Here is a 25896-nt window from a genome sequence, read left to right as displayed (position 1 = left end):
TCTCATTCAATTGGACATCGGTGGATTAGGCCAACGACGCCGCCGTCACGTTTGCCGCTGCGGGTTGGGTCGAATGGTGGCGATTGATCGCGCTAAGCACGCCTTTCATCGAGGCGCTGGTAATGCTTTCGTCGTTACCGACACCGAATACCGCCTTGCCGTCGATGCGGACTTCCACATAGGCAATGGCCTCTGCATCGGCGCCCTGGCCACGGGAGTGCTCATGGTAGTCGATAATTTCCACATCATGCCCGGCAGCAGCCAGCGCTTTTACAAACGCTGCGAGCGGCCCGTTACCCTCGCCATTGAGCGTTTGACGCTCGCCATCCTGCTCGACCACGGCGTCCAGCGTTACTTTGGGGCTATCTGGCTCCGACGATAAACGATGGTTGACCAGCGCAAAGGGTGAACGTTGCTCCAGATACTCATCGGCAAAAGCCTGGTAAATCATCTGAGAGGTAATCTCTTTACCGGTCCGGTCGGCCACTTCCTGCACCACCTGGCTGAACTCGATGGAAAGCCGACGCGGCAGCTCGATACCGTGCTCCTGCTCCAGCAGGTACGACACCCCACCTTTACCGGACTGGCTGTTAACCCGAATCACCGCCTCGTAACTACGACCTACATCAAGCGGGTCGATAGGCAGATAGGGCACATCCCAAACCGCCTCGGGATTGGCGCGACGGTCAAGCATGCCTTTCTTGATCGCATCCTGGTGGGAACCGGAGAAAGCGGTAAACACCAAATCACCCACGTAAGGATGGCGTGGATGCACCGGCAACTGGTTGCAGTACTCCACTTCGCGCATGACCGGGGTGATATTGGAGAAATCGAGCTGCGGATGAACCCCTTGGGTGTACATGTTCATGGCGAGGGTGACGATATCGACGTTACCCGTGCGCTCACCATTGCCGAACAAGGTGCCTTCAACGCGGTCAGCTCCCGCCATCAGCGTCAACTCAGCGGCAGCCACACCGGTACCCCGGTCATTATGGGGATGCACGCTGACAATCAAATGGTCACGATTTTTGACGTTGCGGCAGAACCACTCGATCTGGTCCGCGTAGTTATTCGGCGTGGCGACTTCAACCGTTGCCGGCAGGTTGACGATCATCCGGTTGTCGGCGCTGGGCCCGAAGGTTTCCATGACCGCTTCGACAATTTCGACGGCAAAATCCATCTCTGTCGTGGTAAAGAGCTCGGGCGAGTACTGGAAGGTCCAGTTGGTTTCAGGCGCTGCCTTCATTTGGTCGCGAATTTGCGCCGTGGCCTCGGTGGCAATATTCACGCATTCGGCTTTATCCACGTTGAACACCACACGGCGGAACATCGGATCGGTGGCGTTGTAAACGTGCACGATCGCGTTTTTGGCGCCTTTCAAGGCTTCGAAGGTGCGCTCAATCAAGTGCGGGCGCGCCTGGGTCAGCACTTGAATGGTCACATCTTCCGGGATCTTGTCTTGTTCGATCAGCGTGCGGACAAAGTCAAAATCAGTTTGCGAAGCTGAGGGAAAGCCGACTTCGATCTGTTTGAAGCCGACCTTCAGCAGCATGTCGAACAAGCGCTGCTTGCGCTCATGATCCATCGGATCAATCAGCGACTGATTGCCATCCCGCAGGTCAACACTGCACCAGATCGGCGGTGTTTCAATCCGCTGGCTGGGCCATTGGCGGTCAGGCAGGTCCACCGCAACAAACTGGCGGTATTTTTTGGCGGGATCAGACAACATCATGACGGTTCTCCTGGGCAAGTAGGGTGAAAGTATTCGATTGGATGGACGGCGGGCGTGCCAACGAAAAACGCCCCATCGCCAGTAAAGGCCATGGGGCGCAGATCATAAGGATTTGTCGGGCGCACGATTATAAAAGAGCGGCACCCTACAAATTGAATTGATTCAATAATTCCAGTGTTTGTAACCATGTCTACCTCACCACTAAGAAAACCAACGACAATGCCAGCAGCACTGCCCGACCCTGATATTCAGAGACGGGCGCTTAGTAGTCGTAGGTCTAGTGCAAAGGTGTTCATGGATGTATTCATACGTCTAGAAAATCAGTCTTGGCGGTTTTTGTCAATATCCGTGCGCGCATTGTCAGCCCTCTGCCCTGATAGGGCTGCCTCCATTCGGTCTAGCTGGCTGCGCATTTCACTGACTTCGTTGCGCAACGCGTGCGTCTCATCGACATCTTCTCCATTGGTCAAAACATCGAGCGCGGCGCTCTCTTTCTGCATGACGTCCAGTACGATGCCAATCATCATGTTGAGGAAAATAAACGCGGTCAGAAAGATAAACGTCAGGTAGTAAATCCAGCTCCAGGCATAAACCTCCTGGGTGGCATAAAGAATATCCGTCCAGTCTTCAAAGGTGGCGATACGAAACAACGTCAGCATCGAAATGGATATATTGCCCCACAAGAAGCTGTCGACGTCGGCAAACAGGAAGCTGCCAATGGCGGCGTAGATGTAGAAGATAATGAACATTAACAACACCACGTAGCCCATACGCGGAATAGACTTCACCAGGGCTGAAAGCAGCATCTGCAGCTCGGGAATCATCGAGACAAGGCGCAGCACGCGGAAAATACGCAGCAGTCGCGCCAGCAGGACCATCTCGGAGTCGTCCATGGGGATCAGGCTGGCGGTCACGATAACGAAATCAAAGACGTTCCATCCTCGTCTGAAAAAGCGTATCAGGCTTCCTTCAGCCGCTATCCTGATGAGGATCTCTACCAGGAAAAAAACCGTGATGGCCAGGTCGAGATAGAGAAGCCATTGTTCAAAGCGCGACGTCTCCTCTTCGTAGGTTTTAGCGCCGATCACCAGCGCGGAGATGACGATAATCGCGATCACAAAGGCTTCAAAAAATTTGTTCGAACGCAGGGTTTCGAAACGCTGCTGCCATGTGTCGAAAGGTTGATTCATAGGGTCAATTGGCTCGCTTGGGTGGACGGCGTCACTTTATACTAAAACTTCACAATGCCACTACAAGTGATATCCTCTTGTTTAATTTGCGGTCTCCGATGCCTCAGCCGACACGTTTACGATGGCGGGCCGTGGGCTTTTTTTTGATTTTTGCGCTGGATGACTCCCATGACACTGCTGTGGATAGCCTTACTACCGTTACTAGGCGTCTTGGTGCCGGCCCTCAACGCTCAACGCAGCCGCATGGTCTGCTCGTTGGCAACCGCCCTGCTGCCGGCTATTGCCCTGCTGCTAACCTTGATGCAGATACCCGCACTACTGGAAGGCGAAGCACTACGCTTCGCCGTTGGCTGGCTGCCAGAACTCAACCTGGAACTGGCACTACGCCTGGACGGCCTGTCGCTGCTGTTTAATATTTTAATCATGGGCATCGGGCTGTTGATACTGCTCTACGCTCACTTTTATCTGGCAAGTGACGAACCCGTCGGTCGTTTTTACGCCTTCCTGATGCTGTTCATGGCCTCCATGGTCGGTATTTCAATGTCCGACAACCTCATCCTGCTGTGGCTATTCTGGGAGCTCACCAGCCTTTCATCGTTTTTATTGATCGGCTTCTGGTCGCACCAATCGGATGCGCGTAAAGGCGCAAGAATGGCACTCACCGTGACGGGCGCTGGCGGCTTGGCGCTGTTGGCAGGGCTTCTGTTGCTGGGGGATATGGCAGGCAGTTTCAGCATGGGAGACGTTCTGGCCAGTAGCGACAGGATCATCGCCGACTCGCGTTATCCGCTGATGCTCGGCCTGGTTTTACTCGGTGCTTTTACCAAGTCAGCTCAGTTTCCGTTTCATTTTTGGCTCCCTCATGCGATGGCCGCTCCTACACCGGTTTCGGCCTACCTGCATTCGGCCACGATGGTGAAGGCCGGCATTTTCCTCATGGCAAGGCTACACCCGGCAATTGCCGACAGTGAGCTGTGGACCGTCGTTGTATCGCTCGTGGGCACCGCCACGCTGCTTTACGGGGCCTGGTTTGCGCTATTCAAAACCGACTTGAAAGGCATTCTGGCCTTTTCCACGGTCAGCCATTTGGGGCTGATCACGGTACTGTTGGGCATCGGCAGTCCAATGGCTGTCCTGGCGGCTCTTTTTCACATTCTCAATCATGCCACCTTCAAAGCGGCGCTGTTCATGAGCGCTGGCATTATTGACCACGAGACAGGAACACGTGAACTCAAGCAACTGGGTGGCCTGAAAAAAGCCATGCCGGTAACCGCACTGTTGACCACACTTGCCGCCGCCGCCATGGCGGGTGTGCCGCTGTTCAACGGCTTTCTTTCAAAAGAGATGTTCTTTACTGAAACCCTGAAAACCCCGGTACTGGGTGGCTTGAGCTGGTTACTGCCTGCCCTTGCCACGCTGGGGGGCATTCTCTCTGTGGCTTACTCGCTGCGCCTTGTACATGCGGTTTTCTTCAAGCCAGCCCGCGAGGCACCGCCTAAATCGCCCCACGAACCGCCACACCTGATGCGTTTACCCGTGGAAATTCTTGTAGTGCTGTGCGTCGTGATCGGTCTGCTGCCCGCCCTCACTGCCACACACCTGCTCGACCTTGCCACCCAAGCGGTACTCCAGCGTCCGCTGGATTTCAAACTGGCGATCTGGCATGGCGTCAACCTGCCACTGTTGATGAGTGTTGCGGCATTGTTGATCGGCACCGTCCTCTATTGGCGCCACAGAGACATGCGCCTGTTCACCCGACAGTTCGAAAGCGTTGATGCCCGGCGGGTGTTTGAGCGCTTTGTGGTAACGATGGGCTATCGTGCTGAACAACTCCTCACTGCATTCGAGGGTAATTCATTACAGCGCTACATGACGCTGTTGCTATCCGCTGCCTTTGTGATGGGGCTAATCGGCCTGGTCCAGGTCACCGATTTAACGGGGGCAGCGGGCAACCAGCCGATCGACGGCGTGGTCATTCTAGGCGCGGTAATGCTTATCTTTGGCGGCATCGCAACCGCGGCTACCCACCGGTACCGTTTGATTTCATTGCTCATGCTATCGATTGTTGGTTTATTTGTGGCCCTCACCTTTGCACGTTTTTCTGCGCCGGACTTAGCACTGACCCAGCTATCCGTGGAAGTGGTGACCATGATTCTGCTGATGCTGGCGTTGTTCTTCCTGCCGCAGAAAACACCTCAGGAATCAAGCCCGCTGCGCAACGTCCGCGATATTCTGCTGGCTGGGTCGCTGGGGCTGGTGATTGCCAGCCTCAACTATGCGGTATTGACCCGGGAAACGCTGTCGATCTCCAATTTTTTTGTCGAAAACAGCAAACCCGGCGGTGGAGGCTACAACGTGGTCAACGTCATCCTCGTCGACTTCCGGGGCTTCGATACGCTAGGCGAAATTACCGTGCTTGCCCTTGCAGGCCTTGCGATATTCAAGCTACTCAACCGCTTGCGCCTGTTTATGCCGCACAGTGATGGCGAAGGCCGGGTATGGTCACCGGACCGCTATCCGGCCATTTTGACCTCTGTTTCCATGACGATACTACCGCTGGCATTGCTGGTATCAGCGTTTATCTTCCTGCGTGGTCACAACCAGCCTGGCGGTGGCTTCATCGCCGGCTTGATTACTGCTGTTGCGTTGATTCTGCTGTATATGGCCCGAGGCGTGGAATGGGCGCAGGAACGCCTCGACTTCCCCTTCCAGCCCGTGGCCATCATGGGCGTCGCGGTCGCGACGCTGACAGGGCTTGGCAGTTGGCTATTCGGCTATCCGTTCCTGACATCGTCGTTTGGCTACTTCACCCTACCCGTTGTCGGTGAATTTGAGTTGGCGACGGCGCTACTTTTCGACCTGGGCGTTTATCTGGCAGTGGTCGGTGCCACGCTCATGATCCTCGCCAACCTGGGCAAAGTAACCACTGCCCATCGCCCAGTGACCGAAAAAACCGAAAAAAATGCTGAGACGTCCGCCACCCCCACCAGCAAGGAGCCTCGCTAATGGAACTGCTCTACGCGATGACCACTGGCGTGCTCACCGCCTCCGGACTTTACCTGACTCTGCGTGGGCGAACCTTCCCTGTGGTGGTCGGCCTGACCCTGCTCTCCTACGCCGTCAATTTATTTCTATTTTCGATGGGCGGGCTGACCACTGATGGCGCCGCACTGGTCAATGAAGGCAATGGCTTCGCTGACCCGCTTCCCCAGGCGCTGGTGCTAACGGCCATCGTGATCGGGTTTGCGATGACCGCCTTTGTGGTCATTCTGGCGATGCGCGCGCGAAGTGAAGTAGGGAATGACCACGTAGACGGCAAAAAGGAAGACCGCGAATGACCCAGCATTTGATTGTTTTACCTGTCGTTGTGCCATTAATCGCGGGTATCTTGTTACTCTACCAACGCCAGGGAATGGTTCGTTACAAACGCGTCGTCAGTGTGGTCGCAACGTTTGCGCTGCTCTTCGTTGCCATTGGACTGCTGAACCAAGCCGCCAGTGGAGAGGTTACCTATTACGCCCTCGGCGATTGGCAGCCTCCGTTTGGCATTGCGCTGGTGCTCGATCGTCTGTCGGCGCTCATGTTGCTGGTGACCGCCCTCCTGGCCGTCGGGGCTGTCGTCTTTGCCTGCGGCGGTGATGATGAAAAAGGCAGCAACTTTCATGGTCTCTTCCAATGGCAGTTGATGGGCATCAACGGTGCTTTTTTAACCGGAGACCTGTTTAACCTCTTCGTCTTCTTTGAAGTGCTGCTGCTGGCCTCCTATGCCCTGCTGCTCCACGGCGGCGGCAAGGCGCGCATTCAGTCCAGTGTTCATTACGTGGTACTCAATCTGGCGGGGTCTTCGCTGTTCCTGATTGGCGTGGGCATTCTCTACGGGGCAACCGGCACGCTGAACATGGCGGATATGGCCTCGCGTATGGCCGAACTGCCCGCTGAACGCGAAGGGTTGGTGGTGGCTGGTGCCTTGATGTTACTGGTGGTCTTTGGCCTCAAGGCAGCCATTTTACCGCTGTATTTCTGGTTGCCCCGTGCCTACGCGGCGGCCCCTGCACCGGTGGCCGCCCTGTTTGCGGTAATGACCAAGGTCGGCATCTATTCCATTTTGCGTGTCTACAGTCTCATCTTTGGCGACCAGGCAGGTAATCTGCAAGCCCTCGAGCAACCCTGGGTCTGGTGGCTCTCATTAGCGACGCTGGCCGCCGCGGGCATAGGCGTGCTGGCCGCTCGGGATTTGCGCCTGCTCATTGCCTATCTGGTGTTGATTTCCGTCGGCACACTGCTTGCGGGTGTCGGGATGCGCACGCCTGAAGCCACCTCGGCACTGCTTTACTACTTGATTCACACAACGCTGATTACCGGCGGCCTGTTCTTGTTGGCTGAGATGATCGGCCTGCAACGTGGCAAACCGGGTACGCGACTCGTCAAGGGTCGCCCCATGGTACAAGGCTCGGCACTGGCGCTGGCGTTCTTTATAGGGGCGATCGCGGTGGCTGGCTTACCCCCTCTCTCGGGCGCTTTCGGCAAAGCGCTGATGCTCAACGCCGCGGAAGGCAGCCAACGACTTTGGCTCTGGACACTCGTCTTGCTGGCAGGTCTGGCATCGCTCATTGCGCTCTCGCGTGCGGGTTCAACCCTGTTCTGGCGCAGTCATCGCGGCCATCTCAGTGGCCGTCCACTGCCCCGTTGCCAGTGGTTTGGCATGGCGTGGCTGTTAAGTAGCTCGCTACTGCTGGTCGTGTTTGCCGGCCCCGTTAGCGACTATACCCAGGCCGCCGCTAAGCAATTGGCTAACCCTAGCCTGGTAATCGATACGTTGATCAATGACGCTGGAGGCACCCAATGATTCGATCCCGCGCCTGGTTGCCGACCCCGGTTTTTTCATTGTTGCTGCTTTTCGTGTGGCTACTCCTGGTGCGCAGTGTGGCGCCCGGGCATATCGTATTGGGTGGCGCACTGGCCATTATCATCCCCTTGCTTACCAACCGCTTTTGGGATGCCCGACCGCGCATCAAAAAGCCGTTGCTGCTGTTGCGTTTTGTGCTGCGCGTGCTTGGCGACATCATCACCGCCAATTTTGAAGTGGCGTATCTGATCGCCAACCCATGGCGTAAATTAAATCCCCATTTTGTCGAATACCCTCTGATGCTTGAGGAGCGTTTCACCATTACACTGCTTGCCAGCACTATCAGCCTGACGCCGGGGACGGTCTCCGCCAACCTGCGTATGGACGGTAAATCGCTGCTTATTCATGCCCTCAACGAAACAGACGAAGAGGCACTGATCGAGCAGATTCGGGAGCGCTACGAACGCCCGCTCAAGGAGATTTACGAATGCTAAGCATCGCACTTTATATCACCCTGGCGTTGGTGGTGATGGCACTGCTGATGAACCTCTATCGGCTGACCATTGGTCCCGATTTGCCGGATCGAGTACTGGCGCTGGACACCATGTACGTCAACTCCATCGCGCTGATTGTACTACTCGGCCTGTGGCTGAACAGCAAGACCTATTTCGAGTCGGCGCTGCTCATCGCCATGCTGGGCTTTATCAGCACGGTAGCGGTGTGCAAATACATATTACGCGGGGACATTATCGAATGAACCCGGTCACCCTCTTGGCTATTATACAGGTACGCTTATGTCGCTTTGGGTAGAGGCGCTTATTTCATTATTGCTGATCACAGGCGGCGCTTTTGTATTCGTCGGCTCTCTGGGGATGGCGCATCTCCGCGATTTCTACATGCGCTTACACGGCCCCACCAAGGCAACGACTCTGGGTATCGGCTGCATGCTGGTGGCCTCCATGGCATACTTCTGGAGCGTTGACGGCAGACCCGATATTCAGGAGTTATTGATCACTCTGTTTTTATTTATTACTGCACCGGTCAGCGCTCACTTGCTCGCCAAAACGGGGCTGCACTTACGCCTGAAGCACATCGATATCACCCAGGGTAAACCCGTAGAGCTCCGCCCCGAGGAAGTCGGTAAAAAGCCGGTCCCTCACCCCGACAAAGGCCATGGCTGATCGATTTTGCCTTCTAAACCAAGCGCTGGCACCCTTCCCGGGTTGACGATATTGAGGTGAGGTAACTGTATGTGGAGCCTGTTAAGGCTATCGACATTATCGTTCGCAATGATAATGCTTGCGGGGTGTTCAGAGCCCAGAATTGATACCAGTTCAATGCCCGCCGCTGTTATATCCGTCGAAAAGGTGCGCGACTCACTGCCCCCTTACAAGCGCGACGAATTTGATCAGGCGCTGACCATTATGGCGATGTCATCGTTTAACGGTATCGATATTCTTAACCCAAGGCCGATGAACGCCGCGGAAATCGCCGAGTCGGCCAATGCTTACATGCATGGGCTGACGGGTGATGAAGCGATAGAGAAAGCCAATGAGTTATTGCGTAACCGCCGGGCACGGGAACGAAGTCAGGCGCTGGGCATTCTCTCCCGACTTGAAGAAAAGCAGGCTAATGCGGAGCATGACCGCGAACAACGGGCTCAGGTGACCCTCGACAGCGCCGATTTTTACATGAGCACAAGCCCCTATGGAGCGCTAGAGCCGGTTATTGAACTGGAGGTCACCAACGGCTCTGATCAACGTATCTCGGAACTGTCACTCAGAGGCGTTGTCGGCAGTCCTGGTCTCGAGACGCCCTGGGTCGATGAAGCGTTTTATTACGTGATTCCCGGCGGTTTAGCCCCTGGCGAAAGCGCCCAATGGAGTTTGGCGCCCAACCGTTTTGGCCCCTGGGGTAACCGCGAGATTCCCGATAATGCCCAGTTTGATGTCACCATCGAAGGCCTGCACGACGCCGAGGGCGACCCGCTTTGGGATACGCCCCCGCTTAGCGAGCAACAGCGAGAGAGACTCGATGAGTTGCGTGAGGAGTATGGCGACATGACCGCTCATTCCGGCGAGCATTAAGGGCCCTCTCAAGGGCCTTGACTTTATATCAGTCGATCAAATCTACGTCTGGGTAGCCTATAAGGTACAACACCGCATCAATATCGAGATGTGAAATGGCTTGGCGCGCCTGTGACCGCACCATGGGTTTGGCGCGGTAAGCAATGCCCAGGCCGGCTTTAGCGAGCATTTTGAGATCATTGGCGCCATCGCCCACCGCAATCGTCTGGTCGAGTGTCAAACCTTCACGCAGAGCAATGGTTTCCAGCAGTTCAGCCTTGCGGTCTGCGTCGACAATCGGCTCGCGCACCTCGCCGGTGACCTTGCCATTCTCGATCACCAGCTCGTTGGCATGGACCTCATCGAAGCCGAGTTTATGCTGTAGGTAGTCAGCAAAGTAAGTGAAACCACCGGAAAGGATGGCAGTGCGATACCCCAGGCGCTTCAGGTTGGCCATCAGCCGTTCGACGCCTTCCATCAAGGGTAGCTCGGCGGCGATCTCAGCCAACACGGACTCGTCCAGACCAGCCAGCTTGCTCATCCGCTCGCGGAAGCTTTGCTGAAAATCGAGCTCACCACGCATCGCCCGCTCGGTTACCTCGGCAACTTCACTGCCCACGCCATGACGATAGGCCAGCTCGTCAATCACTTCAGCCTTGATCAGCGTGGAGTCCATATCGAAGCACACCAGCCGAGGCTTAACCTGTTGTCGCAGGTTTTGCTGAACCGCAATATCCACGTTCAAGGTCTCGCTCAAAACCAGCGCGGCATGACGCAGGGCTTCAAGATCAACATCGGTACCACTCAAGTACAGCTCAAGGCAGTCGATGCGTTCGCCCTGCGCCACATCTGACAGCCGTCGGATGCTGTTTTCCTGCAGGTCAAACTGTACCCTCAAAGCGTCCACCTGGGACTGAATATCCGCGCTTAAACGCGGCGCTAACACGGTTAAAATTAAATCGCCGCTTGCCATCACTTAGTTCCTGTCATTGTTTAGTCCCCTGCCCCTATCCAATCAACCTTTTGGAAACCGCGTGGCAACTTGCTGCCCCGCCGACCTCGCTCGCCGCGATAATAGGCCAAATCATCGGTTTTCAGCGTGAGTTTTCGCTTACCGGCGTGCAGCTCCAGGACGTCGCTGTCTTTAATTACCGCAATGCTGCGCACGAATTCCTCGCGGCGTGCGGCACGCGGACCGGGGATATCCAGCATCTTGTTGCCTTTGCCCTTGGCCATTTCAGGCAACTGATCCAAGGGGAACAGCAATAGCCGACCTTCGTTGGAGACCGAAGCCACCCAAAGTTCTTCGCCCTCAGGCACTTCAACCGGTGCCATCACACTGCAGCCTTTAGGCAGGCTAAGCACCGCCTTACCTGCTTTATTTTTACCGGTGAGCGCTTCCAAACGGGCAATAAAGCCGTAGCCGCCGTCGCTTGCCAGGACAAAACGCCGCTCGGCAGGTGCCAGCATCAAACCGGCCATACGGGCCCCGGCCGACACATTCGCGCGCCCGGTGACTGGCTCTCCCTGCCCCCTCGCACTGGGCAGGTTATGGGCACTGAGCGTATAGGCACGCCCGGTATCATCCAGCAGCACCAAGGGTTGGTTGGTTTTGCCTCGTGCAGCCAACTGGAAACGGTCGCCCGCTTTATAGGAAAGCCCTTCGGGGTCGATATCATGGCCCTTGGCAGACCGAATCCAGCCCTTCTCTGACAGCACGACGGTGATCGGATCAGCCCCGAGAAGTTCGACTTCGGACAACGCCTTGGCGTCGGCCCTGGCGACCAGTGGCGAGCGGCGTTCATCGCCATGCTCTTTACCCGCCGCGCGAATCTCTTTTTCGATCAGCGTGGTCAGCTTGGCTTCACTGCCCAGCAGGCCCTGTAGGTATTTGCGTTCTTTTTCCAGATCATCCTGCTCGCCGCGGATTTTCATCTCTTCAAGCTTGGCAAGATGACGCAGGCGCAATTCCAGAATTGCTTCCGCCTGTCGTTCAGAGAGGCCAAAGGCCGCTACCAATGCAGGCTTGGGCTCATCTTCCTCTCGAATAATGCGAATCACCTCATCGATATTCAGGTAGGCGGTGAGCAGGCCTTCCAGAATATGCAGGCGGTCTTCCACCTTACCCAGGCGGTGCTCAAGTCGGCGGCGCACCGTCCCACGACGAAAGCGCAGCCATTCGCCCAGCATCTCGGGCAGCGGCATCACCCTTGGGCGGCCATCCAGACCGATCACGTTCATGTTAACCCGCACGTTCTTTTCCAGGTCCGTGGTGGCAAACAGGTGGTCCATCAACGACTCAACGTCAATGCGATTGGAACGCGGCTCAATCACCAGACGAGTGGGTTCTTCGTGGGTCGATTCATCGCGCAGATCGGCCACCATGGGCAGCTTTTTGGCCTGCATCTGGGCAGCAATCTGTTCCAGCACCTTGGCGCCGCTGACCTGATACGGCAAGGAGGTAATTACAATGTTGGGGCCTTCCCGCTCGTAGCGAGCGCGCAACTTGACCGAACCACGACCGGATTCGTAGAGCTTCCGCAGGTCTTCTTTGGGCGTAATAATTTCCGCATCAGTCGGGAAGTCCGGCGCGGGAATGAAGTCCATCAGATCTGTCGTCGTGGCCTGCGGATTGCGTAACAGGTGACAGGTGGCATCCACGACCTCAGACACGTTGTGCGGCGGAATATCGGTCGCCATACCCACCGCAATCCCGGTGCCGCCATTGAGCAGCACATGCGGCAAGCGCGCGGGCAGCACCAGCGGCTCCTGCATGGTACCGTCAAAGTTGGGCACCCAGTCGACAGTTCCCTGGCCCAGCTCGCTGAGCAGCACTTCGGCAAACTTGGATAGCTTGGCTTCGGTGTAGCGCATGGCGGCAAACGATTTCGGATCGTCAGGACTCCCCCAGTTGCCCTGACCGTCCACCAGCGGATAGCGATAGCTGAAAGGCTGTGCCATCAGCACCATGGCTTCATAGCAGGCACTGTCACCGTGGGGGTGAAACTTACCCAACACGTCGCCGACGGTGCGCGCCGACTTCTTGTACTTGGCGTTGGCATGCAGCGCCAGCTCGCGCATGGCATAGATAATCCGCCGCTGCACGGGTTTCATGCCATCACCAATGTTGGGCAGTGCACGGTCGAGAATCACGTACATCGAGTAGTCGAGGTACGCTTTTTCGGTGTAATCGCGCAAGGACAAGCGCTCGACGTCGCCTTCCGCTACCTGAATATCCATGGGGTATTCATCCTTTCCTGACAAGCAAAGCCGCCCCGACGGGAGCGGCTATTCCTGCTACACATTGATACTCAATGCGTTAGTAGTTGCTTACGTCATATCAATAACGTCACTGAGGCCCCGAAAGCGGTACCGCTTCCGGGGAGCGTTGATTATCGCGCTGAAAATCATCAAGTAAACTCTTCAGGCGCTGTGCCTGAACAGAAAGTTCGTTGGCCGCTCCTGACGCTTGGCTCACAAGCCCTGCGTTCTGCTGGGTAACCGTGTCCATTTGCGAGACAGCACGATTGATTTCATCAATGCCGTTCGTCTGTTCGCTGGACGCTTGACTGATTTCTGCGATGCGTTCGGCGATTTCTTCAATCGCCGAAACAATTTCCTGCATTGCACCTTCTGCATCACGAGCATAACCGCTACCGGTTTCAATTTGTTGGGACGTGGTCTTGATCAACTCATTGATGTCGCGAGCGGATGTAGCGCTTCTGGAAGCCAGTTCGCGAACTTCACTGGCGACGACCGCAAAACCTCGCCCGTGCTCACCCGCCCGGGCAGCTTCAACGGAGGCATTGAGTGCCAAAATATTGGTTTGAAACGCAATATTTTCAATGACATCGACAATTGAAGAAACCTCTCCCGAGCTTTCATTGATCGCCTCCATCGACTGAGCTAAACGCGCGACCTGTTCGCCACCCCGCCTGACTTTTTCAGTCGCGTCAGTGACGCGCTGATCGGCTTCGTTGGCATTATCAGCGTTGCGCTTAACGGTTGTCGCCATTTCCTCCATTGTGGAAGAAGTTTCCTGAAGCGATGCGGCCTGTTGCTCGGTCCGACTGGACAATTCTGTGTTGCCGGAGGCAATTTCCGTCGCTTCACTGGCAATCACGTCGGATACCTGGCTCACGTCCTCAAACAGGTGTCGTAATTTTTCAGCATAACGGTTCACTGCACTGCGCAACTCGCCAATTTCATCATTACGATAAATCGTCAGTTCTCGACTTGAGCCGCCTTGGCCGAGTTGGTCAATCTGCTCGGTGGTGCTGTGGATTTGACGCAAAAGTATACGTCCACCCCACCAGCCTAACGCCAGCAGCAGGGCCAAAAGGGGAAGGATTACCACCATCAGATCACGCGTCAATGTCTGTGCCAGTGCCGTCACTTTTTCTTGAGGCGTCATGAGACCCAATGTCCAGCCCGTGTCCTGCATATCGAACAAACGAACCGAGGCAGGCTTATCCAGAACGCCTGCTGTTTCCACCTGGACATTTTGACTGCCTGATTCGACAGCCTCGACCACTGGTGAAAGCCAGGGCATATCGCTGGTCAGATCGTCTAACCCTTGCATATCAGCCGTCGCCAGATCCGCACCAGGAAAGTGAATGACCTTGCCTGCTCTATCAAGCACGAAGGCATAGCCCCCGGTTGTGCCACCATTCTCGGCCAGAAATTCGGCGATGCCTTCCAGTTGCATATCGATGGTCGCGACCCCGGCGAACTCATCGTCAAGGTAGTAGGGCACGCTACAGGTTACCATCGCCACCCCGGTAGTTGCGTCGCGATAAGCCGTTGACCAGATACACTGACCTGGCTCGGCATCGCGGGCATTCTGATACCAGGCCTCCTCATGGTAAGGCGCCATATCATCAGCATTATAATCATCCAGGAACTCAATCTCACCTTCAGCATTTCTCGCCCAGAAGAAGCTGAATCGCTCGACCCCGTCTTCAAACGCACCCGGCTCCGGCCAGATACCACCCCCGGCAATGGCTGTATTGCCGCTGTCGTCGACAACCCGTGGGAAGGCTTGACGAAACAACGATTCCTCGCGAGGTAATGACTCTGCGAGCGAGGCAAGACTCGCTGTATTACCTTCCACGCGGGCTAGCTGTGCATTCATTGCGTTGACAATGGATTCACCTGTTCGGTCAACAAGCAATTGGCTTGCCTCTATAACCTGCGGTTGGCCGCGCCATGCCATGACGGCGTAAATACTTGCTGCCATGAGTAGCATGAGAGCAAACGCCGCCAGTGTTAACTGCCTCGAAATGGTATTAAACAAGGACATTCCCCTTTAGTGATGTAAGTGATACTGACTGGCGTACTTTTTTTCAGGTACGCTCTTTATTCACTATCGGCTAATTAATGCCCAACCTTAGCTATTTAATACCAATGCAGGGTTGACACCGTCACTAGACCTCGACGTCAGCAAGGTTGCCGTAATCTTCCAGCCATTTCTTGCGATCGCCGGCACGCTTTTTGGCCAGCAGCATATCCATCATTTCCAGCGTGCCATCCCCTTCATCGAGGGTAAGCTGAACCAGACGGCGGGTTTCCACCGCCATGGTGGTTTCGCGCAGTTGCAGCGGGCTCATTTCGCCCAAGCCTTTAAAACGCTGAACGTTCGGAGTACCACGCTTTTGTGCCAGCTGTTTTAGGATCGCGGCTTTTTCGCTTTCGTCGAGGGCGTAGTGAACCTCTTTTCCCAGGTCAATACGGTAAAGCGGCGGCATGGCCACATAGACGTGGCCCGCGTCCACCAGACTGGGGAAGTGCTTGACGAACAGCGCGCAAAGCAGCGTGGCAATATGCAGGCCGTCGGAGTCGGCGTCGGCGAGAATACAGATTTTGTGGTAGCGCAATTTTTCCAGGTCAGCGCTGCCCGGGTCGGCGCCAATCGCCACCGCGATATCGTGAACTTCCTGCGAGCCGAAGATATCGTGGGTCTCGACTTCCCAGGTGTTAAGGATTTTGCCACGCAGCGGCATTATGGCCTGGGTCTCGCGGTTACGCGCCTGCTTGGCGCTGCCCCCGGCGGAGTCACCCTCGACCAGGAACAGCTCGCTCTGAGCGGGGTCCTGCCCCGAGCAATCTGCCAGCTTGCCGGGCAGGGCCGGGCCCGATGTCACTTTCTTGCGCGCCACCTTCTTGGCTTTTTTCTGGCGGCGCTGGGCGGCGCTAATCACCAGCTCGGCAAGGGCTTCGCCCTGGTCGACATGGTGGTTGAGCCATAGCGAAAAGGCGTCCTTGAGCACCCCTGACACAAAGCCCGCGATGGTTCGCGACGAAAGCCGCTCTTTGGTTTGCCCGGCAAACTGGGGATCCAGCATCTTGACCGAAAGCACAAAGGAGGCGCGCTCCCACAAGTCATCAGCGGTGAGCTTGATGCCACGGGGTAGTAGGCTACGGTACTCACAGAACTCGCGCAGTGCTTCGAGCAAACCCGAGCGAAACCCGTTCACGTGGGTGCCGCCTTGCGGGGTGGGGATCAAGTTAACATAGCTTTCCAATAGCGCGTCGCCGCCCTCGGGCAACCATTGGATAGCCCAGTCCACGCCGTTTTCATCGTCGTTGAAGTGACCGATAAAGGGCTCGGCTGGCACCACTTCATAACCATCGGTGGCTTCTGCCAGGTAGTCGCGAAGCCCATCGGCGTAGGCCCACTCGGTTTTGGTGCCGTCGGGCTCAATCAGGGTAACGGCAAGCCCTGGGCAAAGTACCGCCTTGGCCCGCAACAGGTGTTTCAGTTTGCCCAATGCCAGTTTAGGGCTATCGAAGTAGCTTTCATCCGGCCAGAAACGCACAAGGGTACCGCTGGCACGCTTGGCCGCTTTGCCAATTTCGCGCAGTTCTTCGACCTTTTCCCCGAACTCGAACGCCATGGCATGGCGCGCACCGTTGCGCGTGACTTCGACATCCAGGCGCCGCGACAGCGCATTAACGACCGACACGCCGACGCCGTGCAGGCCACCGGAAAAACGGTAGCTGTCCGATGAGAACTTGCCGCCTGAGTGCAGTTTGGTAAAGATCAGCTCGACGCCCGACACGCCGTGCTCGGGGTGCATATCGATCGGCATTCCGCGGCCGTTATCCTGCACCTCGATCGCACCGTCGCTATGCAGCACGACGCTGATAGCTGAGGCGTGGCCCGCCAGCGCTTCATCGACGCTGTTATCGATCACTTCCTGAGCAAGGTGGTTGGGCCGCGAGGTGTCGGTATACATACCGGGACGCTTTCGTACCGGCTCGAGCCCCGAGAGGACTTCGATGGAACTCGCGCCGTACTGGGAGGCATCAAACTGGGTCATGTAACGTCGATTCCTGAAGGGTCATGCACGTATGAATGCTTTCAAAGGGATACAGGATAGCCGAAAAGCAAAATGCTGTATATCCAGCCATATTTATTACCAGGGAAGAGCGCCGGGGATAGGTCGTAGAGGAGGTCATTTGCCATGGCCGGAAAAATGATCCCTTCAATTCCGGCATTTCCGCCATCCATGGCGGTCAGATGGCAAATGTAGCGCCCAAGGATGGGTTCACAGCACCTCCTCGTAGACCTGTCACCGGCGCTAGCACCGGCTTAATTATCACTCCTGCTCAGCCGCCCAAAAGGCTTCAATCAAGCCGCGACTGGATGCATCCAGTCGCGACAGGTCACCCTGATGGTCGATAATTTTCCGGGTATCGGTGGCAATCTGCTTGCCTAGCTCCACGCCCCACTGGTCAAACGGATTGATATCCCAGATGACCGCCTGGACAAACACCTTATGCTCGTAGAGCGCAATCAGCGAACCCAGGGTTGCCGGGGTCAGCTTGTCCAGCAGCACCGTGGTCGACGGCTGATTTCCCCGATAGCGTTTATGCGCCGGGCGCGGGCCATCGTCATCAATCGCGTCGTCACCGAGCATCAGTACCCGCGATTGGGCAAAGCAATTGGCCAATGCCAGCCGATGCTGGGATTTCAGGTGGCGGCGGGTATCCGGGTCTTCCACCTCATCGTAACGCTTAAGCGGCGCGATAAAGTCGCATACAACCGGTTGGGTCCCCTGATGGAGCAGTTGATAGAACGCATGCTGGGCATTGGGCCCCAACTGCCCCCAAAGCACCGGACAGGTGGAATAATTGACCGCCTGCCCCTGACCGGTCACTGACTTACCGTTGGACTCCATCTCCAACTGCTCAAGGTAGGCAGCAAAATACTCCAGACGACCGTCATAAGGCAAAATCGAGTGAGCGCGAATATCCAGGAAGTTGACGTTCCAGATACCCGCCAGCCCGAGCAGAACCGGCACATTTTCAGCCAAAGGCGCCTCCTGAAAGTGACGGTCCATGGCATGGGCGCCGGCTAACAGCTCGCGGAAATTCTCCATGCCCACCACCAGCGCAATCGGCAGACCAATGGTCCCCCAAAGCGAATAACGTCCACCGACCCACTCCCAGAACATCAGTTGATGGTCGGGGGTGATACCCCATTCGCTCATTTTATCAGGGCTTGCCGACACACCGATAAAGTGCTGACGAATGATCAATTCGTCACTGACCGGATTGGCGCTGGGTAGCTCACCGTGCTTCGACAGCCGCCCTATCAGCCAGTCGCGGGCGGTATTGGCGTTGGACAGCGTATCAATGGTGGTAAACGACTTCGACGACAACACAAATAGCGTGGTTTCGGGGTTAAAGCGCGTCAGGTAATCGGCAAGCTGTGAGCCATCCATGGTCGAGGCGAAATGAACCTCCACTGGGTGAATATCATCAGGACGGTAGTCGGCCAGCGCGTGGGTGACCATCAGTGGCCCTAGATCGGACCCGCCGACCCCCAGATTCACCACGTGGCGGATCGGCTTGCCGGTGGCACCACGCCACTGGCCCGCATGTAGACGCTCTACCAAGCGCTCCATTTGCGACAGGCTTTCATGTACTGCCGTCGCTACGTCTTCCCCTTCCACGTCCAGGCTCGCCCCCGGCGGCAACCGCAGGGCCGTGTGCAAGGCCGGGCGGTTTTCGCTGATGTTGACACGCTTGCCGCTCAGCAGCGCCTCGATCGCCCCAGGCACCCCCGCCTCATCCGCCAGCGCCAGCAGATGCTCAAGGGTATCGTCGTCCCAGCGCTGCTTGGAAAGATCCAGGGTCAAGCCTGCCACCTCGCGTGTAAAGTGCGTCCAGCGGCCAGGGTCGTTGCCAAACAGGTTTTTCAGATGCACATGTTCCAGCGACTGGGCGTGCTGTTTCAGCGTTTGCCATGCGGGTAGCGAATCAGGGGTTGTGCGTGATGATGCAGCCATTTGCCCTCTCCTGTGGCATCGTTCCGTGCTGGGTCTGTTCTGGCTTACCAAGGGCGCGTAAACTACGCAACCTCATTAATAATCCTGGCTTGACCATGAGTGATGCATCTTACCGCGACGCTATCTTTTCGACACCCTTGGATAAAGTGGCAAGGTTCTCCTTTGACGAACAGGTGGTCGCGTGCTTTCCCGACATGATCCGCCGTTCGGTGCCCGGCTACGGGCAAATCCTCGGCATGCTGAGCCTGATCGCCCAGCGACATCTCCGCCACGGCGCCCACGTCTACGATCTGGGCTGTTCGCTGGGTGCTTCGGGGCTGGCACTTGCCGGCGCGCTGCCTGCCGACGCCTTTCGCTATACCGGAATCGATCTTTCCCCTGCCATGGTAAAACAGGCTCGGCAAACGTTTGCCGATGAGTGCGCCGACTATGTCATGCAGGTGGAAGAAGCTGATATTCGTACGCTTGAGTATGCGCCTTCGGGGATGATCATTCTCAACTTTACGCTGCAGTTTTTGCCGCCCGATGACCGCGATGCCCTCTTGAGTAGGCTGTTCGATGCGCTCGAGCCCGGAGGCGTGCTGATTCTATCGGAAAAGACTGTCGACGCCGACGAACGCGACAACGCCTGGCGGGTCGAGCGCTACCACGATTTCAAGCGCGCCAATGGCTACAGCGATTTGGAAATCAGCCAAAAGCGTACTGCCCTCGAGAACGTGCTGGTGCCGGACACCCTTGAAGTTCTTCATGACCGCCTGAAGCAAGCCGGCTTTCCGCGCTCGATGACCTGGTTCCAATACCTCAACTTCGCCTCCTTGATCGCCTTCAAGCCATGAGTATCTGGGTCGTCCTGACCGGGGCCGCGCTGGCGCTCTATGTAGCCACCGTTTGGTGGCACTCGCGCAAGCCCTTGCCATCCGGCCTGAGTGTCGAGGGCAAGTGGCGGTCGCCTGTTGCATCGCAGTTGCTTCTCGACGAAACCTTTGTCGATGCCGACGGCCAACGCCACTGCCGACAGCAGATTTTCGACGAGATGTTGCGCCTGATTGGCCAGGCCAAAAAGCTGGTGGTATTGGATATGTTCCAGTTCAACGACCCCGCCGACGACCGCCACGACTGCCATCGCCAGATTTCCGTGGCAATGCGTGACGCCCTGCTGAACCGCAAGCACCAGCGCCCTGATATCGAGATAGTGGTAATTACCGATCCTATCAACGCCGTCTACGGCGGGCTCGAGCTTAGCCACCATCAAGCACTTGAAGCGGCTGGCATCCGGGTCGCCACCACCGACCTAACGATCGGGCGTGACCCCAACCCAAGCTGGACCGCGCTTTGGCGGCTGAGCTTTCGCTGGCTGCGCCACTCGCCCCGGGCCGGCTGGCTACCCAACCCTATCGGCCAGGGCAAGGTCGGTCTTCGCAGTTACCTGAACCTGCTTAACCTCAACGCCAACCATCGTAAGACCCTGGTAGTGGACGAAGGTGATCGCTGGACCGCCGTGGTCAGCTCAGCCAACGCCGATGACGGCAGCAGCGACTACCGGGACGTGGCGCTGCGGGTCTCCGGCGATACCGCCATCGACCTGCTTGCCTCCGAGTGCGAAATTGCCGCCCTCAGCGGCGTCCCCATCGCCCACGTCCAGCCGACGGCAGCCACTAGCGACAAAAGTGGCGACACTCCGCGCCTACGCCTGCTTAGCGAAGGCGCCATCAAACGCGCTTCGCTGGCGATCATCGACGACGCCCACGCAGACGAGAGGCTCGATATCGAGATACTCTACCTCTCTCACCGTCGCGTGATCGCGGCCGTGGTCAGAGCCGCGGCAAGGGGCGTTAAGGTACGCGTGCTTCTCGACCCCAACCACCATGCCTTTGGCGTCTCCGGCAGCGGTATTCCCAACCGCCAGGCGGCCAACGACCTGATCAACGCCGACATCCAGCTACGCTGGAGTGATACCCACGGCGAGCAGGCGCATGGCAAAGTATTGCTGCGCCATGCTGGCAAGCGCCCCGCCCACCTGCTGCTGGGTTCGGCCAACTATACCCGGCGTAGCCTTAACGACCTCAACTTCGAAGCCAATCTCGAGTGGGTCGCCGACAGCGATGATGAGATTATCCACGAGGCCCGCGCAGCCTTCGAACGCCACTGGCATAATACCGACACCGAGCATTACAGCACCGGCCCCGAGGCTTACCTGGACGCCTCTCGTTGGCGCTACTGGCAGTATCGACTGATGGAAGCCAGCGGCTGGTGCACTTTTTAAGACAGCGAGACACCCATGCCCCACCCCCACCGCGAGCTCTACCACGCCTTTATTGACCAGGGTCTGGACACCTGGCTGGCACGTCTGCCCGAGCAATTGGCGCGCGGCCTCGACCGCAACCGCCACGGCGACTTGCCCGCCTGGGAAAAAGCCGTGGCCAAACTGCCCGCGCTGCCAAGCGAGCGGCGCGTCGACCTGAACAGCGACACCGTGACTGTCGACATTGACCTCACCGACAGCCAAAAGCGCCAGTGTTTCAACCTGCTGAGAAAGCTTGCACCCTGGCGGAAAGGCCCTTTTCAATTGGGTGGCATCCATATCGACACCGAATGGCGCTCCGACTGGAAGTGGCAGCGCGTGGCCCCCCACCTGGCACCGCTCGAATACCGCAAAGTGCTCGATGTGGGCGGAGGTAGCGGTTACCACGCCTGGCGGATGGCCGGGGCAGGTGCAGCTTTTGTGCTGGTCATTGACCCTTCACCGCGCTTTTACTGGCAGTTCCAGGCGGTACGCCATTTCGTGGGCGATGCAGACGGCGGCAGAACGCAGTTCTTACCGGTGGGCATCGAAGACGTACCGGAAAACCTGGGCTTTTTCGATACGGCCTTTTCCATGGGCGTGCTCTACCACCGCCCCGCGCCGCTGGAGCACATTCAGCAGCTAAAGGCCGCTTTGGCGCCTGGCGGCGAGTTGGTGCTGGAGACCCTGGTGGTGGAAGGCGATCAGCAGACGGTGTTTATGCCCGGCGAACGCTACGCCGCCATGCCCAACGTTTACTTCCTGCCCTCCTCCAAGGCGCTATGCCACTGGCTCGAGCGCTGCGGCTTTACCAATGTGCGCGTGGTGGATGAAGCAGTCACCACCCTTGACGAGCAGCGCTCCACCGACTGGATGACGTACCAGTCGCTGGCCGATTTCCTCGATCCAGACGACCGTACCCGCACCATCGAAGGCTACCCTGCTCCGCGCCGGGCGGTGATATTGGCGAATAAGCCGGGGTAACACCATTTACCTGCGCAAAATCACCAGCCAGCGGCCCAGGTTCATCACGCTGGCAAGCGACGCCGCTACATAGGTGAAGGCGCAGGCCGTCAGCACATGCCGGGCGCCGTGCATATCGTTGGGGGGCACATATTCCTTCAGTAGCGGCAGGGCCCGGTTGAAGCTGGCATCAAACTCGACGGGCAAGGTGACCAGATGCACCAGTGCCGCGGTGCCGAAGCTGATCACGGCCATGACGATGATCACCGCCAGCCCGCCCGGCAACCGAGTGAGTAGAAACAGAAACGGCGCCGCCATCATCAATATCGCGCCCAGTTTTTCAGCTTTTTGCGCCACTTTCACCAGACGACTGCGCGCCAATAGCGGCGCGTAACCTTGGTGATGCTGAATGGCGTGCCCAACTTCATGGGCGGCCACCGTGACGGCGGTCAGTGAACGTCCATCGTAATTATCCGGAGAAAGACGGACGCAGCGTGTTTCAGGGTCATAATGGTCACCGAATTCAGTGCGCTCGACACTCGCTCCCTCTATGCCCAGTCGGCGCAGCAAATGATCGGCAAGCTCGGCGCCGGTACCGGGATAGTCGTCACGTCCCCGAGTGTGGCGCTTGAGTACCCATTTGGCCCACAGGTTAGGCAGCACAAAAATCGCCAGGGCGAAGATAATCAGCACAACGAACATCATGGTTCCCAGCCCCCCAAAACGAATTGACATGACCTATTAAACATCTTTTCTACAGGACGTGACGACCGGGAAGGATGAAAGTGCCTATTTTATTCGCTGGCAGCCTCCTGATAGCTTGCGGCCACGTCACGCTTGACCGCCTGAAGTCCTCGCGCCGATATATAATCTTCCGCATGAGCATGCTCGGCGATCAGCACGCTATCGGCGGCCAGTACCAGCTGGCAGTCGGTGTCGGCCAGTTCGTTGCGTAAATGCTGGATAGCTTCTTCTCGAGCGGGGTCTTGATCAACACGGCGAATATAAATGGCCTTTATACGCCCAGGGTAATCGCGGACAACCTCACTATACACCTCAGGGTCATGCTGACCGCTGTCGCCTATCAAAATACAAGGCATGTCATCGAATAGCGCCAGCATATGATCGATCAGATCCCGCTTGTGTGCCTCCCCTCGCCTCGGCCAGGGATGGCGCCACGAAATACCCCATTCCCGCAAAAAAAGAATAGGGCCTACCGGAATGCGGTTGAGTTGAAAAAATGCTTCCAGCATTTCATAGATAGCCCAAGGCCCGCGGGAAACATACAGAATAGGCCGTTCGGCTTTATCGCTGGCACCGCGATGCAGCGCCTGATAGAGGGAAGCAACTCCAGGAAATGCAGTACGGCGGTGCGGCTTGCGCACAAACAGGCGGTACAGCATCTTGAGCTTTTCAGCCACGCCGGTGAACATCACGGTGTCATCAATATCACTGATCACCACCAAGTCTGCCTCGGGCGGCGGTACGTAAATTTCTACCTGGGTGTTAACGGGCCGCTGGCCTTCAGCCTGAACCTTTATGTCTGCAACATGCCAGGAAACATCGATAGGAAGAGGATGACTGATCGGCAGGTGGACATTGAAGTAGCCATCGCGGTCGGTCGTCACACACAGCTGATTTTCACCTAGGGAAAGTTCGATAGCCGCGCCGGAAAATCCGCGACGAAAGACACGCCTGGCGACGTCAGCTGTGTCGCGCAGCATGCCCCGCCTGGGAATGGCGCGGCCCAGGGCGGCCTGACGGAACACCCTGCCCATGACGAAGATTTCTCGTTGAGACCCGTAGCCACGATAGGGGTGAACCATCATGCCGCCGCGGCCAAGATCGCGTTTCATGGGCTTGGCAATCACATGGGTAAGCCGCTTAACGAAGCTTGACCACTGGCGAAACACCTTCATCAAGCGTGCTGGCCTGAATGACGTCCTTCTTGAAGTTCTTCCAGAAGCTTCGCATTAAAGTCATCAAGGTCTTTGGGCGTGCGACTGGTGACCAGACCGCTATCGACCACGACAGGCTCATCTACCCAGTTGGCACCCGCATTACGCAGATCCTGGGCGACGCTCGCCACCGAGGTCATGCGACGCCCTTCTACGACACCCGCATTAATCAGAATCCAGGGGGCATGGCAAATAGCCGCTACCGGCTTACCTGCCTGAAAGAACGCTTTCGCAAAATTCAGCGCATCATCATTGAGGCGTAGCGCATCAGGATTAAACAGACCGCCCGGCAGGACTAAGGCGTGATAGTCAGATTCGTTGACGTCAGCAAGGGCCACATCGGCATCATAGGTGTCTCCCCAATCAGTCTCGGCCCAGGCACGAATACCTTTCCCTTCAGGCGTGACTACATGCACCTCAACGCCATTTTTCTGAAGTGCCGCACGGGGAACGCTTAATTCGGATTCTTCAAAGCCATCGGTCGCCAGAATAGCAACGCGTTTTCCATTTAGTGCTTGACTCATCATGCTCTCCTTTTCGTGATGATTAGACGTTAACAACACCTAACCAGTGTGGCATCTGTTGTATAATCGTCAAGCCAAATACCCAATGCGCGGGGCGCTAGGCGTTGTACAGCACCTCGCCCATCTGACGAATGTCGTAGCCCCCAAGTGCCTTAGCACGCTGAGCAAACCGGGGCTGACGGGTAAACGCCAATAGCGCCTGCATGCTCGGCTCGAAGTAGCTGCGGCGATGCATCATTAAATCGAACTGCTCATCGTAAAGCGGGATAAAACCCAGTTGCTGACGCCGCGCCGCTGCTTCAACGCCGAGCCCGACATCCGCCTCCCCTTGCAGCACGCTCAGCGCCAAATCGTCTTCGTTCAGACTCGGGTGAGCCGCCCAATCAACCGACGTTGTCATGATGCCCGCTTTGCCGAGCAGGTAAGTTAACAACCGAGCGGCACCGGCACCGGGTTGGCGGTGAGCAACGCGTATCTTGGGGCGCGTCAGGTCGGCCACACTGTTAATCCCTAATGGATTCCCAGCGGGAATCAATAACCCCTGGCGCCGGATTGCCCAGCGCAACACAACCAAATCTTTTACGCCGCCCAACCCCAATAAATGCGGCTGGTTGTATTGACCGCTGTCAGGATCGAGCAAGTGCACCCCGGCAACCATGGCGCGACCCTCCAGCAGGCGACGAACGCCGTCGCCGCTGCCATGAAACAAGCTGGCCAAGTCGGAGCGACTTTCGCGGATGGCCCATTCCAGTAACGGATCCTGGCTACCGGCTACCACTGCAGGCGGCGGTTGGCGTTGGGCCTGATCCCCTTCCAGATGGTTGAGCACCCATAAATCAATCTGTTGGCGAGGAAAGAGCAATTTCCCCGTCACACGGCTACAAGGTATCTGACCCTGGCGCACCAGGTCGTAGACCTTGCGCTCCTTAAGCCGTAAATAGTCGGCCACTTCGCTGGTGGTTAAATAATTGACGCTCAACGGCAGACCCTCAGTGTTTTATGCTGCATATAGCTGCACCAATTTCAGCATAGGGTGCATC

21 protein-coding genes are annotated in these 25896 nt (G+C 57.0%); 10 read left to right on the top strand and 11 right to left on the bottom strand.

The features are described 5' to 3' along the window. Positions 1-25: 25 nt before the first annotated feature. Both leuA and R3F64_RS00365 read right to left on the bottom strand, forming a co-directional pair. A complete protein-coding gene (leuA, locus tag R3F64_RS00370) occupies positions 26-1732 on the bottom strand; it encodes a 2-isopropylmalate synthase (RefSeq protein ID WP_085917938.1) in 1707 nt (568 codons plus the stop codon). A gap of 320 nt (positions 1733-2052) precedes the next feature. Then, complete coding sequence (locus R3F64_RS00365; RefSeq protein WP_268901503.1) at positions 2053-2922, bottom strand: ion transporter; 870 nt, start codon at positions 2920-2922, stop codon at positions 2053-2055. A 168-nt stretch (positions 2923-3090) separates the two neighbouring features. Here R3F64_RS00365 and R3F64_RS00360 point away from each other — a divergent pair, with 168 nt between their 5' ends. The 7 genes from R3F64_RS00360 to R3F64_RS00330 all read left to right on the top strand — a co-directional run bounded on the left by R3F64_RS00360 (position 3091) and on the right by R3F64_RS00330 (position 9855). Next, positions 3091-5928 carry a monovalent cation/H+ antiporter subunit A gene (locus tag R3F64_RS00360; RefSeq protein WP_332609107.1) on the top strand — a complete coding sequence of 946 codons (2838 nt, stop codon included), beginning with the start codon at positions 3091-3093 and terminating at the stop codon, positions 5926-5928. Next, positions 5928-6260 carry a Na+/H+ antiporter subunit C gene (locus R3F64_RS00355; protein ID WP_085917935.1) on the top strand — a complete coding sequence of 111 codons (333 nt, stop codon included), beginning with the start codon at positions 5928-5930 and terminating at the stop codon, positions 6258-6260. The genes R3F64_RS00360 and R3F64_RS00355 overlap by 1 nt, the downstream gene beginning before the upstream one ends. Next, positions 6257-7768 carry a monovalent cation/H+ antiporter subunit D gene (locus tag R3F64_RS00350; RefSeq protein ID WP_332609105.1) on the top strand — a complete coding sequence of 504 codons (1512 nt, stop codon included), beginning with the start codon at positions 6257-6259 and terminating at the stop codon, positions 7766-7768. Before R3F64_RS00355 ends, R3F64_RS00350 begins: the two co-directional genes overlap by 4 nt. Beyond that, positions 7765-8262 (top strand): Na+/H+ antiporter subunit E, encoded by a 498-nt coding sequence (locus tag R3F64_RS00345; RefSeq protein WP_066317673.1) that lies wholly within the window; start codon positions 7765-7767, stop codon positions 8260-8262. The genes R3F64_RS00350 and R3F64_RS00345 overlap by 4 nt, the downstream gene beginning before the upstream one ends. Continuing rightward, positions 8256-8525 carry a K+/H+ antiporter subunit F gene (locus R3F64_RS00340; protein ID WP_066317677.1) on the top strand — a complete coding sequence of 90 codons (270 nt, stop codon included), beginning with the start codon at positions 8256-8258 and terminating at the stop codon, positions 8523-8525. Before R3F64_RS00345 ends, R3F64_RS00340 begins: the two co-directional genes overlap by 7 nt. Positions 8526-8562: 37 nt before the next feature. Then, a complete protein-coding gene (locus R3F64_RS00335; RefSeq protein ID WP_085917932.1) occupies positions 8563-8949 on the top strand; it encodes a Na+/H+ antiporter subunit G in 387 nt (128 codons plus the stop codon). A gap of 69 nt (positions 8950-9018) precedes the next feature. After that, a complete protein-coding gene (locus tag R3F64_RS00330) occupies positions 9019-9855 on the top strand; it encodes a DUF6694 family lipoprotein (RefSeq protein ID WP_332609099.1) in 837 nt (278 codons plus the stop codon). 28 nt (positions 9856-9883) lie between these two features. Here the strand turns inward: R3F64_RS00330 and serB are convergent, their stop codons facing one another. The 5 genes from serB to pgi all read right to left on the bottom strand — a co-directional run bounded on the left by serB (position 9884) and on the right by pgi (position 19130). Continuing rightward, positions 9884-10807 (bottom strand): phosphoserine phosphatase SerB, encoded by a 924-nt coding sequence (serB, locus tag R3F64_RS00325; protein ID WP_332609097.1) that lies wholly within the window; start codon positions 10805-10807, stop codon positions 9884-9886. Between the two features lie 20 nt (positions 10808-10827). Further along, positions 10828-13074, bottom strand: a complete 2247-nt coding sequence (parC, locus tag R3F64_RS00320; protein WP_085917929.1) for a DNA topoisomerase IV subunit A — start codon at positions 13072-13074, stop codon at positions 10828-10830. 109 nt (positions 13075-13183) lie between these two features. Beyond that, a complete protein-coding gene (locus tag R3F64_RS00315; protein ID WP_254902853.1) occupies positions 13184-15136 on the bottom strand; it encodes a methyl-accepting chemotaxis protein in 1953 nt (650 codons plus the stop codon). A 124-nt stretch (positions 15137-15260) separates the two neighbouring features. After that, the gene (gene parE, locus R3F64_RS00310) at positions 15261-17156 is read right to left on the bottom strand and encodes a DNA topoisomerase IV subunit B (RefSeq protein ID WP_085917928.1); all 1896 of its coding nucleotides are present in this window, start codon (positions 17154-17156) and stop codon (positions 15261-15263) included. A 279-nt stretch (positions 17157-17435) separates the two neighbouring features. Beyond that, positions 17436-19130: a glucose-6-phosphate isomerase gene (pgi, locus tag R3F64_RS00305; RefSeq protein WP_085917927.1), complete on the bottom strand. Its 1695-nt coding sequence runs from the start codon at positions 19128-19130 to the stop codon at positions 17436-17438. Between the two features lie 95 nt (positions 19131-19225). Between pgi and cmoA the strand changes: the two genes are divergently transcribed. From cmoA to cmoB, 3 genes are read left to right on the top strand one after another with little or no spacing between them, the layout of a single operon-like run. Beyond that, positions 19226-19966: a carboxy-S-adenosyl-L-methionine synthase CmoA gene (cmoA, locus tag R3F64_RS00300; protein ID WP_332609093.1), complete on the top strand. Its 741-nt coding sequence runs from the start codon at positions 19226-19228 to the stop codon at positions 19964-19966. Next, positions 19963-21393: a phospholipase D-like domain-containing protein gene (locus R3F64_RS00295; protein WP_268901508.1), complete on the top strand. Its 1431-nt coding sequence runs from the start codon at positions 19963-19965 to the stop codon at positions 21391-21393. Before cmoA ends, R3F64_RS00295 begins: the two co-directional genes overlap by 4 nt. Positions 21394-21408: 15 nt before the next feature. After that, a complete protein-coding gene (cmoB, locus tag R3F64_RS00290; protein ID WP_332609089.1) occupies positions 21409-22395 on the top strand; it encodes a tRNA 5-methoxyuridine(34)/uridine 5-oxyacetic acid(34) synthase CmoB in 987 nt (328 codons plus the stop codon). Positions 22396-22401: 6 nt separating this feature from the next. Here the strand turns inward: cmoB and R3F64_RS00285 are convergent, their stop codons facing one another. The 4 genes from R3F64_RS00285 to R3F64_RS00270 form a co-directional block, all read right to left on the bottom strand. Beyond that, positions 22402-23076 (bottom strand): zinc metallopeptidase, encoded by a 675-nt coding sequence (locus R3F64_RS00285; protein WP_066317710.1) that lies wholly within the window; start codon positions 23074-23076, stop codon positions 22402-22404. Positions 23077-23168: 92 nt separating this feature from the next. Continuing rightward, entirely contained in the window at positions 23169-24293 is a 1125-nt protein-coding gene (locus R3F64_RS00280) for an App1 family protein (RefSeq protein WP_085917920.1), read from the bottom strand. Next, positions 24293-24856, bottom strand: coding sequence for a type 1 glutamine amidotransferase domain-containing protein (locus tag R3F64_RS00275; protein WP_085917919.1), 564 nt, complete (start codon positions 24854-24856; stop codon positions 24293-24295). Before R3F64_RS00275 ends, R3F64_RS00280 begins: the two co-directional genes overlap by 1 nt. Positions 24857-24953: 97 nt before the next feature. Further along, the gene (locus tag R3F64_RS00270) at positions 24954-25835 is read right to left on the bottom strand and encodes a helix-turn-helix transcriptional regulator (RefSeq protein ID WP_199283507.1); all 882 of its coding nucleotides are present in this window, start codon (positions 25833-25835) and stop codon (positions 24954-24956) included. Between the last annotated feature and the right edge of the window lie 61 nt (positions 25836-25896).

Origin of the sequence: Halomonas sp. 5021 (assembly GCF_036663435.1) — a bacterium.
Classification (GTDB): Bacteria; Pseudomonadota; Gammaproteobacteria; order Pseudomonadales; family Halomonadaceae; genus Vreelandella; species Vreelandella janggokensis.
The sequence above is the reverse complement of the archived record's forward strand: the minus strand, read 5'-3'. Positions and strand labels throughout refer to the sequence as shown.